We start from the raw sequence: 13,345 nt of genomic DNA, 5'->3' as shown, positions 1-13,345 counted from the left end.
GCCGGACGCGGCCGTTTGGAGGCGGTTTTGGGCGGACTGATGACGAGGCTTTGCGAGCAGGTGCGCGCCTGGCTGCGCGGCAGTCCGGCCGACCTCGGCCCGGCGGGCGAGGACCCGGCCGCGGCCGCGGCCCGAGAGGCCGTGCGCGCCCGGGGCAGGCAGTTCCGCCGCCTCATCGCGGCCAATGCCCAGGGGCTTCGCGCCATGGCCGAGCTCGAGGAGGCCATGGCCGGCACCAGGACCTTCGACATGGCCTGGCTGCGCGCCCACGCCGTGGCCGCCTGCTCAGCGGTCTACCAGATGGTCTTCGGGCTCTCGGCCCTGGCCCCGGAACACGGCGTCGGGCTTGCCGAGCGCTTCACCCTCATCCGCCGCGAGATGGACACCCTGCTGGCCCCGCGCGAGCCCGCGGCCGGGGCCGAGGCGCCCCTCGTCCTGCCCCTGGCCGAGGTGCGCGCGACGCATGCCCCGGTGTGCGGCGGCAAGATGGCCATGCTCGGCGAGCTCGGCGCGCACGGCCTGCCCGTGCCCGAGGGCTTCGTCGTCACCACGGCGGCCTACCGCCGCTTCCTGCAGTCGAACGGCCTCGGCGCGGCCATAGACGGCCTGATCCAGGGCGCGGACAGCGACCGTCTGGACGCGCTCATGTCCCTGTCCGCGGCCGTGCAGGGGCTCATCCTGCGCACCCCTGTGCCGCCGGACCTGGCCGAGGCCGTCCTCGCCGCCTGCGACGGCCTCCCGCCCCGTACGCCCGGGACGGACGGGCCGCCGCGCCTGGCCGTGCGTTCCTCGGCCCTGGGCGAGGACGCGGCCGGGGCCTCGTTCGCCGGGCAGTACCACAGCGAGCTCAACGTGGGCCGCGAGGGGCTGCTCGACAGCTACCGCGAGGTGGTGGCCAGCAAGTACGGCGTGGCCGCCATGGCCTATCGCCGGGGCAAGGGGCTGCGCGACGAGGACGTGGCCATGTGCGTGGGCTGCCTTCGGATGGTCCGGGCCGAGGCGGGCGGGGTGATCTACACGCGAAGCCCGGTGGACCCGGATGACGACGCCGTGTCCGTGACCGCCACGCCCGGCCTGCCCAAGGCCATCGTGGACGGCGGGGTCACGCCGGACGTCTTCGAGGTCGCGCGGGGAGAGGGGGGAGCGCCCCCGTCCATCCGTTCGCGGCGCATCGCGCAGAAGTCCCTGCGCCTGGACAGCGCGCCTGGCGAGGGGCTCGCGCGCAGCCGCCTCTCGGCCGCGGCCTCCGCTGCCCCGTCCATCGACGACGAGGCCGTGCTCACCCTCGCCTCCCTGGCCCTGCGCGTGGAGGACCTGCTGGGCGAGGCCCAGGACATCGAGTGGGCGCTCGGCCGCTCCGGCCGCTTCTATCTGCTGCAGACACGGGCCCTGCCGCGCCAGGCCTGCCGGGCCCAGGGCCAGGCTCGGGGAGAGAGCCGGGCGGGAGGGCGCGAGAGGACCGTCCCGGCGGATGCGCGCCTGCTGGCGGAGGGCGGGGTCACGGCCAGCGGCGGCGTGGGTGCCGGACAGGTGCACGTGGTGGACAAGGAGGCGGACTTCCTGAGCTTTCCGCGCGGCGGCGTGCTCGTGGCCGCGACCTCGTCCCCGCGCCTGGCCGCGCTGCTCTCCCGCGCCGCGGCCGTGGTGGCCGAGCACGGCAGCGTGGCCGGGCATCTGGCGAGCGTGGCCAGGGAGTTCGGCGTGCCCGCCCTGTTCGGCGTGTCCGACGCGCCCCGGGTCCTGTCCGGCGCCGGGCTCGTCACCGTGGACGCGGACGGCCGCGCCGTCTATAGCGGAGAAGTGAGTTCCCTTCTCGCCCCCGCGCCCGCCGGGCAACCGGCCTCCTGCCCCCTGTCCGGGCCGGGCGTCCCGCCGCCGGACAGCCCGGTGCGCCGCACGCTCGAGCGCCTGGCCGCCCTGGTCGTGCCCCTCGGCCTCCTGGACCCCGAGGCGCCGGATTTCGTTCCCGCAAAGTGCCGGAGCCTGCACGACATCACCCGCTACTGCCACGAGATGGCCGTGCGCGCCATGTTCTCGGACGAGGGCCAGGCGGCCGAGGCGGCGGCAAGCGGCAAGCGCCTGGCCGTGGGCCGGGCCACCAAGTACTGGGTGGTGGACCTGGGCGGCGGCTTCGTCGGCGACGTCCCCGGCCCGGCGGTGAAGCTCTCCGAGATCGCCTGCGCGCCCATGCTGGCGGTCTGGGCCGGGATGACGGCCATCCCCTGGCAGGGGCCGCCCATGCCCGACGCGCGCGGCTTCCTCTCCCTGGTGGCCCAGTCCGCGGCCAACCGGGACATCGAGCCGGGGCTGGACTCGGCCTTCGCGGAGCGCGACTATTTCCTCGTCAGCCGCCGCTCCTGCACCGTGCAGGCTCGCTTCGGCTACCATTTCTGCACCGTGGACTGCCATGCCGGGCCGCGGCCGGAGGAGAACTACGCCGCCTTCCAGTTCAAGGGTGGCGCGGCGGACCTGCCCCGGCGACGCGCCCGGGCAGAGATGGTCGGCCGCCTGCTCGCGCGGCGGGGCTTCATCTCCGAGGCGCGCCAGGACGCCCTGTACGCCCGCCTGGAGAACGCCCCGCGCGAGGAGATGCTGCGCCACGTCATGGTGCTCGGCCACCTCCTGGTGCACACGCGGCAGATCGACATGGTCATGGGCGATCCCGCAACCGTGGCCGCCTGGGAAGAGCGGCTCGGGGAGGAGTGCGGCCGGGTGGCCGCGCTGCCCCTGCCGCTCCCGGCCGGAAACGGCGGGGAGGATGACGATCCGGCCTCGAACGACCCGGGCGGCGACGCCGTCCCGCATTCGCCTTCGGACATCCGGACCTCGCGCACCGACGCCGCGCAATCGGAGTGACGATCAATGGACAGGAGCACCTTTCGCAACCTCCGCTGGAAGATCATAGCCGTCACGCTGCTCTTCTCACTGGTGCCGCTCTTCGCCCTGGGCTGGTTCATCCACACGGAGTTCAGCCGCTCGTTCCGGGCCAAGGTCCAGGCGCAGCTGACGACCATCGTGGAGAGCAAGCGCTCGGCCATCGACATGTTCCTGGACGAGCGCGTGACGCAGCTGCGAAACCTCGCGGACACGCACTCCTTCGCGGAGCTTTCGGACCAGAAGCGGCTGAACGACCTGTTCCAGACCATCCAGTCCGCCTCGCGCTCCTTCATCGACCTCGGCATCATCGACGGCAACGGCGTGCACGTGGCCTACGCCGGGCCCTACCACCTGGAGGGCGTGAACTACCACGACGCCACCTGGTTCCAGCAGGTCATGCTCAAGGGGCTGTACATCAGCGACGTCTTCCTGGGCTTCCGCCACTTCCCGCACTTCATCATCGCCGTGGCCCGGCACGAGGGCGGCAAGACCTGGATCATGCGCGCGACCATCGACTCCGAGGTCTTCAGCCAGCTCGTGCGCAGCGTGCAGGTGGGGCAGCTCGGCGACGCCTACCTGATAAACGCCGAGGGCCAGCTGCAGACCCCCTCGCGCTTCGCGGGCAGCGTCATGGACCAGGTGGGCGCGCCGGGCCGCGGGCATTTCCCGGGCGTGCTCGTGGAGCAGGGCAGGGGCAGGGACGGCTCCCGCATAACGGGCATGACCTGGCTTCGCCGCGTGAACTGGATGCTCGTGGTCTCCGAGGACCTGGAGGAGGAGCTCTCGCCGCTGGTGCGGGCCCAGACCCTGGTGCTCATCCTCGTCTTCTGCGGCGCGTTGGTCATCTTCACCGGCGCCTACCTCGTGACCGGCAACCTGGTGGGCAAGCTCTTCGCCACGGAGCGCGAGAAAGCGGTCATCGACGCCTCGCTCATGCAGTCGAGCAAGATGGCGGCGCTGGGCAAGATGGCCGCGGGCGTGGCCCACGAGATCAACAACCCGCTCACCCTGATCCGCGAGAACGCGGGCTGGATCAAGGACCTCCTGTCCGAGGAGAAGCCCGAGAACATCGCCAACTTCGACGAGATCAAGGCGGCCGTGGAAAAGATCGACCTGCACGTGGAGCGGGCCAAGACCATCACCCACCGCATGCTCGGCTTCGCCAAGCGCATGGACCCCATCCAGGAGAGCGTGGACCTGACCCACGTGGTGGAGCAGACCCTCAAGTTCCTGGACAACGAGGCGGTGCACCGCAACATCTCCATCGTCAAGGAGTTCGCGCCGCTCCCGCCCATCGCCACGGACCCCTCGCAGATCCAGCAGGTGGCGCTCAACCTGCTCGAGAACGCCATCGACGCCATCGACAAGGACGGGACGGTGACCGTGAGCACGGGCGTGAACGGCAAGTACGTCTGGTTCAGGGTCAGCGACACGGGCACGGGCATTCCGGCGGACAAGCTGGACAAGATATTCGACCCCTTCTTCACCACCAAGGCCCCGGGCGAGGGCACGGGGCTCGGCCTCGCCATCAGCTACAGCATCGTGGAGAAGCTCGGCGGGCACATCGATGTCGCGAGCGAGGAAGGCAGCGGCGCGACCTTCACGGTCTTCCTGCCCCAGGGCTAGCGGGCGGACGGCGCGGACGGAAACTACGGGGGTGCGGCAATGGCGGAGATGAGCGGCATCAAGGTCCTGGTGGTGGATGACGAGCCCGATTTCGTGGAGCTCTTCCTGAAGCGCTTCGCCAAGCGCGGGCTTTCGGTGCGCGGCGCGGGCAGCGGGGCGGAGGCCCTGGCCGCGCTTTCCCGCGAGCCCGCGGACGTGGTGGTGCTGGACGTGAAGATGCCCGGCATGGACGGCCTGGAGACGCTGCGCGAGATCAAGAAGCGCCATCCGGCCGTGCAGGTCATCCTCCTGACCGGCCACGGCTCGGTCAAGTCGGGCATCGAGGGCATGAGCCACGGCGCCTACGACTACGTGCTCAAGCCCTTTTCCCTGGACGACCTCCTGCAGCGTATCCTGGCGGCCTTCGAGCGCCGCCGCATGGTGGCGGGCGCGGGAGGGGCGGGAGGCGGCCGTGGCAGGATCGCATGACGACGCGGGACGGGGCCGGCATCGAGTCGGACACCGTGACGGACACCGCGCAAGCCTCCTCGATCCCACAGGGCCCCTGCGCGCTGGCGGGTTCGTCTGGCCCTGCCTGCTGGGCGCGGCCCTGTTCCTCTGCTGGGCCGAGGACGCCCTGACGCTCGGGGGCTATCTGGCCCTGGGGCTCGCGCTCCTCTCCGGGCTCGGCTGCTGGATCGCGGCGCGGCGCGGCGAGCGCGCCCTGGCCAGGGCGCGGGCCGAGTCCGACGAGCTCGGCGAGCAGCTGGTGCAGAGCCAGAAGATGGCGGCGCTGGGCGAGCTGGCCGCGGGCATCGCCCACGAGATCAACAATCCCCTGGCGATCATCGGCCAGGAGGCCGAGCTCGTGCGCCTGGCCGCGCTGGGCGGGCAGGCGGAGTCCTCGGGCCAAGGGCGGCCTGCGGACGCCGCGGCGGCCGAGATCGCCGACAGCCTGGACCAGATCGCGGTGCAGATCGAGCGCTGCGCCGCCATCACCCACAAGATGCTCGACTTCGCGCGCGCCCGCACCCCGGTCTGCCAGCCCGCGGACTGCAACCGCCTGGTGGAGGACATGGTGGGCCTCGTGGAGCGCGAGGCCGAGAAGCAGGGCACGAAGATCGTGCGCATGTACGGCGAGCTGCCGCGCGTGGTCACGGACCCGCCCCTGGTGCGCCAGGTGGTTCTGAACCTCCTGAACAACGCCATGCAGGCGCTGGGCGGCGGCGGGGCCATCTTCGTCACCACCCGCGCGGCCGCGCCCGGCCGCATCGCCGTGGAGGTCCGCGACACGGGCCCGGGCATCCCGCCGCAGATGCTGGACAAGATCTTCAACCCCTTCGTCACCACCAAGGCCCCGGGCCAGGGAACCGGGCTCGGCCTGGCCATCAGCCAGCGCATCGTCACGGCGCTCGGCGGGACCATCGCCGTGTCCAGCCCGCCCGGCCGGGGCGCGGTCTTCGTGGTCAAGCTGCCCGCGGTCTGCGCCCCGCAGGATGCCGCGACGACCGGGGCCGCAGGGAAGGGCGAAGGGCAGGGGGGCCCGCCGGACGCCCCCCCGGATGCGTCCGGCGCTTCGGATGTCCGGGACGCGAACCTCTCGGCGTGACATGGAGGATGCCATGGACAAGTTGCGCTATCTCGTGGTCGACGACGAGGACCGTTTCCGCCAGAGCCTCATACGGCTGCTGGAGGCCAAGGGCATGCGGGCCGAGGGCGCGAGCGACGGCAGGGCCGCCCTGCGCGCGCTCGAGCAGAAGCCCTACGACGTCATCCTGCTGGACGTGAAGATGCCGGGCATGGACGGGGTCCAGGCCCTGCCGCGCATCCGGGAGCTGGCCCCGCAGGCCGAGGTCATCGTGCTCACGGGCCACGCCTCGGTGGACGACGCGGCCCTGCTCATGGAGCGCGGGGCCTCGGAGTACCTGGTCAAACCCTGCGGCGTGAACGAGATACTGGACACCGTGGCCGTGCTGCGCGACCGCCGGGCCATGACCGCCCAGTCCGGGGCCTAGCCGCTTGCTCAGCCGTCCGCCGCCGCCCTGTCCTGTCCCTCGGGGCTGGCGGAGGGCCGGGTGGGCTCGAACCAGCATCCGCCCGCCAGGAAGCACTCCACCATGGCCTGCACGCTCTGCTCGCTGACCATGAGCATGTCGGTCTGGCGGGTGAACTGCAGCAGCCTGCCCATGGCGCGCAGCCGCTCCTCGATGACCTCGGGCTCGAACTTCTGGAAACGGCCGAAGACCCTGTCCCCGGTGCGCTCCACCTCGAAGCCGAGCCGTTCCATTATCAGCCCGATGGCCCGCGCGCGGCGCGCGCGCTTGGCGTCGTCCGCCGCGCCGCCCGAAAAGGCGAAGGTGATGTAGTTCTTGTTCACGGTCTGGCCGCAGTAGCAGTCCAGCACGCCGTAGTGGTAGCCCACGCGCGAGCTGAAGTTCAGGTACTTGTCCGAGGCGATGGCGTAGCTCTTGTCGCCGAAGCGCTCGTTCGCCGCGGGCGGGGCCAGCATCTGCTGCCCCATGACCGCCATGAAGCCGCCCAGGTGCACGGGCCTGGGCCTGGCCTGCTGCTCGGGCGTGAGCACCAGCCCGTCGAGCAGGGCGCGCAGCGGCCGGGAGACGACCTCTCCGGGCGCGACCCGGCGCCGCCTGGGCGCGGCCCCGCCCTCGTCCGGCCCGGCCAGGGCCCCGCCCAGGTCGATGAGGTGCAGGTCGAGCCCGGTCGCCGCGTCCAGGCGCGCGGTCAGCCCGGCGTGGCCCGCGGTCAGGTCGCTCAGGGCGAACATCTCGGTGTAGGACTTCTCGTGCAGGTAGCGCATCACGTCGTGCACCGTGCGGCAGCCCGCGGGCGCGAAGGACGGCGCCTTGGGGTCGAGCAGGTTCAGGGGCGAGATGAGGCTCGCGGCCCGGCGCAGCATGGCGTGCACCGGCGTGCCCGCCATGGCCGGGGCGGCGCGCCCTCGCGTCTCCTCGCCGCCTTCTCCGCCCTCGCCGCCGCGCGCGCTGCCGCGCCGCGCCAGCAGGGTCTGCACGCGGCCCGCGTAGACCCGTCCCGCGGCGGCGTCCACCGTGATCTCCGCGCCCTCGGCCAGGGCCGCGCAGGCGCCGGGCAGGCCGAGCAGGGTGGGCACCGCGAACTCGCGGCACAGGGCGGCCATGTGGCCGGTCACGCTGCCGTGCTCCGCGACCACGGCAGCGGCCCGGCGCAGCAGGGGCAGATACTTGGGCGAGGAGTGCAGGGCCACCAGCACCCCGCCGTCGGGAAAGCCCTCCAGGCTGTCCGGCGCGGCGTGGTGCACCGGGCCAGCGGCCGCTCCGGGCACGGCGCAGCGCCCGCCCGAGAGGAGAAGCTCGGCGCCCGCCTCGGGCGGCTGGACAGGGGCGACGTCGGGCGACGCGTCCGGCGAAGCGTCCGGCCGGGCCACGCGGGCCAGGGGGCGTGTCTGCAGGATGAGCAGGCGGCCGGGGCCGCCGGGGCCGTCTTCCTCGAGGACCCATTCCACGTCCTGCGGGCAGCCGTAATGGCTTTCCAGGCGCAGGCCGAAGTCCGAGAGTTGCAGCACCTGCTCGTCCGTGAGGCAGGGGCAGCCCGCCAGCCCGGGGGGCACGGGAACGTCGCGCAGTCCCCCGGCCGGGTCGCACACGCGCATGGTCTGCTTGAACTCCGTGCGGCGGCCCACGATGCGCCGCGGCAGCCGCGCGACCGTGAACTGGTCCGGCGTGGCCTTGCCGTCCACCACCGCCGCGCCGAGCCCCCAGACCGCGTCGATGACCACGTCGTCGAACTCCGAGCCGAAGGGCGGCCGGGTGTAGAGCACGCCGCCCGCGCGCGCCTCCACCATGGGCAGCACGGCCACGCCCATGGCCGGCTCCTCGTCCGGGATGCCGTGCAGGCGGCGGTAGGCCATGGCGCGCGGGGTGTACAGGCTGGCCATGACGCACTTGTAGGCGTGCGCCAGGCGCGTTGCGTCCACGTTCAGCAGGGAGACGTACTGTCCGGCGAAGGACAGCGCGCCGTCCTCGCCCACGGCCGAGGAGCGCACCGAGACGCGAAGCGCCTGAGCCAAAACGCCCCGCGCCTCGGCCAGCGCGGCGTGGGCCGCGCGAAGCGCCTCGTCGATCTCCTCGGGCAGGGGCGCCCTCAGCACCAGGGCCTGGATCTCCTCGCCTGCCAAGGCCAGGGCCGCCGGGTCCTCCACGTCGAGGTCGAGCAGGATCGAGGCCACGACGTCGTCGATTCCGGCGGTGGCGAAGAAGGTGCGGCCCGCCCAGGTGGTCACGGCGAAGCCCGCGGGCACGGGCAGGCCCACGCGGCACAGCACCTCGCCCAGGTTGGCGTTCTTGCCGCCCACGTCGTCCACCATCTCGCGCGTGATTTCGGCGTGGGGGATGGTGGGCCGGGCCTGGGTCCAGCTCGGCCGTCCCGCCTGCAGGCAGGCCGAGAGGCCGGAGCGGACCGTCTCGAGGACCGCTTCGAGCTCCGGCTGGGCCCGGCCCGAGAGGCGCTCGAAGCTCTTGACCATGCGCGTGGCGTGGAAGGCCACGCGGCCTGCCAGGGAGCGCACCTGCGCCAGCCCGAAGACCGCGCTGCCCGTGAGCAGCTCGTCCATTGCGGCGATGAGGCCCAGAAGCTCGCTGTTCGAGGCGAGCAGCTCCTGGAATGCGCGATACTTGACCCGGAAGAGGGATTCGGCGGCCTCGCGCCCCTTGCGCCGGGCGGGCGAGGCCGCGCGGTGCGCGGGATCGAAGAGCGTGGAGAGCGAGGTGAAGAGGCGGCGGAACATGGCGTGCCTCGGCTGTTTGCTCGTTCCCTGCGCGATCCGGCATCGCGCAAGGGCATGTCCGGATGGTGCACGAGGCGTGCCGGATGCGCGATCGGAATGCCCGGCTGCGCCGGATGGGTGGGGTCGAGGCGAGGAGGCTAGGGCAGGGGCAGTTCGGCCACGTCCGTGATGACCGTGTCCGCCAGGGGCGAGCAGACGGACGGGTCGCCGTAGCCGTAGGCCGCGAAGCAGCAGCGCGCGCCCACGGCGCGGCCGAAGAGGAGGTCCGCCTCGCTGTCCCCGGCCATGAGCATGCGCTCGGGGTCGTGGTCCGGCAGGGCCGGGGCGATGAGCGCATGAAAGACCGTGGGGTCCGGCTTCTTGGGCAGGTCCGGCGTCTGCCCGGCCACGAGGGCGAAGAAGTCCGCGAGCCCGAGCCCCGCGACCGCGGCCTTGAGCGCCGTCTCGCCCTTGTTGCTCATGAGCACCAGGGCGGCGCCCGCCTCGCGAAGCCGCGCGAGGGCCGCGCGCGTGCCCGGGAAGAGGCGCGTCAGGGGGTGCGCCTCGGCCGCGTAGACGGCGCGCCATTCGGCTATCCAGGCCGGGACCTCCTCGGCCGGAAGCTCCGGGTTCAGGCGCATGAGGTAGTATTCGAGCCCGCGGCCGTCCAGGAGCGCCGTGCGCACCTCCTCTCGCGTCGGCTCGCGCAGGCCGTGCAGGGCGAAGGTGCGGCGGGTGGCGTGGGTGATGGAGGGCAGGGAGTCGACGAGGGTGCCGTCGAAATCGAGCATGACCAGGGGGCGGCGTTTCATCCGGGGAGGGTAGCCGATTTTCGCCCGGGCGCAAAGGTGGGGCCGCAGCGCGCGGGAGTGGAGCAAAGGGCGTGAACGGGAGCGGAAAAGGGACGGGGGAGGCGCCGGTGGCGCCTCCCCCGTCCGGGATCGTCGTGTCGCGAGGTTGCCGGACCCGCGCCCGGCGTGTCTTCTCAGGCCTTCGTCTAGGCCTTCATCTCCTCGATCAGCACCTGCAGGTCGTGGGCCTGGCGCGCCAGGTCCGCCACGGCCTGGGCCGACTGGCTCATGCCCTGGGCCGTCTCGCCGGAGATGCGGTTGATGTCGTCGATGGCGCGGTTGATCTCCTCGCTGGTCGCGGACTGCTCCTCGGCCGCCGTGGCGATGGACGAGACCTGGCCCGCGGTGTTCTCCACGTAGCCCACGATCTCGCCCAGGACCCTGCCGGAACCCTCGGCCAGGGAGGTGGACCTGGTCACGGACTCCGCGGCGCTCTGCGTGGCGGCGATGCTCTTCTGGGTGCCCTGCTGGATGGCGGCAACGGCCTGCCCCACCTCCTTGGTGGCGGTCATGGTCTTCTCCGCGAGCTTCCTGACCTCGTCCGCGACCACGGCGAAGCCCCGGCCCGCGTCGCCCGCGCGCGCGGCCTCGATGGCCGCGTTCAGCGCCAGCAGGTTGGTCTGGTCCGCGATGTCGTTGATCACGCCGATGATGTTGCCGATGCCCTCGGCCTGCTGTCCGAGGCTGCCCATGTCGGCCTGCAGGGCCGAGGTCTGGTGCTCGACCTGGGAGATGGCCGAGATGACCTCGCGCACGGAGTCGGCCCCGCCGCGCGCTTTTTCGCGCGCCTTCTCGGCGTTGTTCGCGGCCTCGGTGGCGTTCTTGGCCACCTCGAGCACCGTGGCGTTCATCTGCTCCATGGCCGTGGCCGTCTCGGCCGCGCGGCCGCTCTGCTGCTCGGCGCCGCGCGTGGCCTGCTCCACCTGGGCGGAGAGCTGCTGCGCGGCCGAGGAGACCTGGTCCGCGATCTGCCCGGCCTGCTCGGCCACGCGGGCGATCTGTTCGTTCTTGGCCTTGAGCTGGACCTCCTGGGCGCGGATATGCGTGAGGTCGAAGTAGAGGGTGATCGCCCCGAGCTCGCGGCCGTCGAGGTCGTAGATCATGCTCGTGTTGGCGGTCATGGTCTTGCAGGTCCCGTCGTGGCAGTCGTACTCCATCTCGGAGACCAGATGGCGCTCGGCGCGCACCTTGGCCATGGTCTTCCGGCCGCGCGAGGGGTCCCCGAGCAGGAACTGGCCGATGGGCTGTCCCACGTAGCTTTCGGGCGTGCCCGGCTTGCCCAGCAGGTCGAGCAGGCGCTTGTTGGTGAAGCTGACCTTGTCCTCGGGGTCGGTGATCAGGCAGGGGGAGGAGAAGGAGACGCCGTCGAGCACGCCCTGGGAGAAGCCGAGCTTGTTCTTGATCTCGCCGACCATGGCGTGCACCGCGGCGATGGTGTGGCCCACGGCGTCGTTGGCCTCGTAGTCCAGCCTGGCCTTGAAGTTCCCCCCGGCCACGTCCTTGGTGTAGGCCTCGAGGCTCACCAGCGGCGCGGAGACCACGCGGATGATGATCAGGGCCAAAAGGCCCGCCAGGGCCAGCATGACCACGGCGGCGATGGCCGAGGTCTTCATGGCCTGCATGTCCGCGCCGCGCAGCATGTCGCTGTTGCTCATGCCGACCACGACGAACCAGTCCCAAGGTGCGTAGTAGCGCACGTAGGCCGTGGTGGGCACGCCGTTCTCGGTGAAGCGGACGAACCCCTCCTTCATCTTCAGGATGTCCGGGGAGAGGCCGATCTCCGTGATGTTCTTGCCGTCCAGGGCCTTGTCCGGGTGGACCAGGATCGATCCCTTGGCGTCGCAGGCGAAGGCGAAGCCCTTGCCGTCGATGTTCGCGCCGGTCAGGGCCCGGCTCACGGCGTCGTTCAGGATGGGCCGCCCCACGTAGGCCGCGCCGAGGAGGTCGCCCATGATGCTTTTGAGCGGCTTGTAGGCCGTCAGGTACCAGGCGTTCACCACGTAGGCCCGGCCCTGGTAGACCTTGTCCTCCATGATGCTCTTGTAGACCGGGCTGTCCTCGGGGATGTAGGTCAGGGTGGCGCGCGTCCCGTCGGCACGCTTCACGGTGGTGGAGACGCGGATGAGCTTGCCGGGCATGTACTGGAAGATGGTGGCCGAACCGCCCACCAGCTTGACCACGGAGTCCACGATCAGCGGATCGCGCATGGACTGGCGACCGGCCTGGAACAGGGGCAGGTCCATGGTCTCCTTGGCGCCCGTGATCTGGTTGGTGATCGTGGTCGGGGTCTTCTGGTCGGGGTCTACGTTCAAAAGCCCCATGCGGTTGATTTCCTGGTCCATGAGCACGAGGTCCGAGCTGACCTTTTCCATGGTCGAGGCGTTCTGGATCTCGAAGTCCCGGTAGATGGAGTCGCCCATGGCCTTGAGCGAGGTCTGGGCCACCTCGCGCAGGGTCTTCTGCGTCTGCAGCAGGTTCACCACGCTGAGCACCAGGACCGTGACGGCCACAAGGCCGAGCGTGGCCACGGACAGCTTTATGTTGAGCGGCAATTTGCGGGCCATGCGCGTGTTCCTCCCCAGGTTACGCGAGTATGACGGTGCGATGGGCTGAATGTGGTGTGATTGTCGGCGGATGTCAATTAGAGCCGAACCGTGGCGGATGCAAGCGTGCCCTCCGGAGCCTCTTTTTTCGGCCGGGAGGGGAGGGCCATCGATCGGGGAGCGAGGGGAGGGAGAAAGATTTTTGCCCCCTTATATAATGATGCACCTGCCGGGGCCGGAAAGTTTTCGCAGGAAAATGATCGTTTTTTTCGAAATAGCGCTTGACCTCGGGGCCTGGTTTCCGTAGACCGCTCTTCCGCGACGACGAACGGCGAACGCGCCGAGCGACGAAGCGGAAGTTCTCTGACAAGCGAATAGACGGCCTCGAAAAAAAAGTTCGAAACCTGGTTGACAGGTTGAGGGTGAAAGCGTAAACAGCTTTTCCCCGTGACGAACGGGGGCCGAACGAGACAAGGTCTTTGACAATTAAATAGCGAGATCGGGCGCAACGCTTAGTGGGTACAGCAATGTACTTACGAGTTTCAGAAATCAACAGGATTTGAACTGGAGAGTTTGATCCTGGCTCAGATTGAACGCTGGCGGCGTGCTTAACACATGCAAGTCGTGCGAGAAAGTCTGCTTCGGTGGGCGAGTACAGCGGCGCACGGGTGAGTAACGCGTGGATAATCTACCGCGAGGACTGGGAT

General features: G+C 70.8%; 8 protein-coding genes and 1 rRNA gene. 6 read left to right on the top strand and 3 right to left on the bottom strand.

From position 1 onward, the window contains the following. Positions 1-39: 39 nt before the first annotated feature. Genes DSX2_RS10650 through DSX2_RS10630 form a run of 5 tightly spaced genes read left to right on the top strand, consistent with a single transcriptional unit; the run spans position 40 to position 6,497 of the window. Positions 40-2,856 carry a PEP/pyruvate-binding domain-containing protein gene (locus DSX2_RS10650; RefSeq protein ID WP_020881038.1) on the top strand — a complete coding sequence of 939 codons (2,817 nt, stop codon included), beginning with the start codon at positions 40-42 and terminating at the stop codon, positions 2,854-2,856. A gap of 6 nt (positions 2,857-2,862) precedes the next feature. Continuing rightward, complete coding sequence (locus DSX2_RS10645) at positions 2,863-4,503, top strand: ATP-binding protein (protein ID WP_020881037.1); 1,641 nt, start codon at positions 2,863-2,865, stop codon at positions 4,501-4,503. Positions 4,504-4,551: 48 nt separating this feature from the next. Continuing rightward, positions 4,552-4,971: a sigma-54 dependent transcriptional regulator gene (locus tag DSX2_RS10640; protein WP_052014749.1), complete on the top strand. Its 420-nt coding sequence runs from the start codon at positions 4,552-4,554 to the stop codon at positions 4,969-4,971. Continuing rightward, positions 4,955-6,091, top strand: coding sequence for a sensor histidine kinase (locus DSX2_RS10635; RefSeq protein WP_020881035.1), 1,137 nt, complete (start codon positions 4,955-4,957; stop codon positions 6,089-6,091). The genes DSX2_RS10640 and DSX2_RS10635 overlap by 17 nt, the downstream gene beginning before the upstream one ends. A gap of 13 nt (positions 6,092-6,104) precedes the next feature. Continuing rightward, positions 6,105-6,497 carry a response regulator gene (locus DSX2_RS10630; RefSeq protein WP_020881034.1) on the top strand — a complete coding sequence of 131 codons (393 nt, stop codon included), beginning with the start codon at positions 6,105-6,107 and terminating at the stop codon, positions 6,495-6,497. Between the two features lie 8 nt (positions 6,498-6,505). Here the strand turns inward: DSX2_RS10630 and DSX2_RS10625 are convergent, their stop codons facing one another. From DSX2_RS10625 to DSX2_RS10615, 3 genes are all read right to left on the bottom strand, one after another. Further along, on the bottom strand, positions 6,506-9,265 hold the full coding sequence (locus tag DSX2_RS10625) for a PEP/pyruvate-binding domain-containing protein (RefSeq protein WP_020881033.1): 2,760 nt from the start codon (positions 9,263-9,265) through the stop codon (positions 6,506-6,508). 137 nt (positions 9,266-9,402) lie between these two features. After that, positions 9,403-10,056, bottom strand: coding sequence for an HAD family hydrolase (locus DSX2_RS10620; protein WP_020881032.1), 654 nt, complete (start codon positions 10,054-10,056; stop codon positions 9,403-9,405). Between the two features lie 185 nt (positions 10,057-10,241). After that, positions 10,242-12,659, bottom strand: coding sequence for a Cache 3/Cache 2 fusion domain-containing protein (locus DSX2_RS10615; RefSeq protein ID WP_020881031.1), 2,418 nt, complete (start codon positions 12,657-12,659; stop codon positions 10,242-10,244). A gap of 540 nt (positions 12,660-13,199) precedes the next feature. Here DSX2_RS10615 and DSX2_RS10610 point away from each other — a divergent pair. Further along, positions 13,200-13,345 (top strand): 16S ribosomal RNA (locus DSX2_RS10610); the annotation flags it as partial.

This window comes from Desulfovibrio sp. X2 (assembly GCF_000422205.1).
In the GTDB taxonomy this organism is placed as follows: domain Bacteria; phylum Desulfobacterota; class Desulfovibrionia; order Desulfovibrionales; family Desulfovibrionaceae; genus Alkalidesulfovibrio.
The sequence above is the reverse complement of the archived record's forward strand: the minus strand, read 5'-3'. Positions and strand labels throughout refer to the sequence as shown.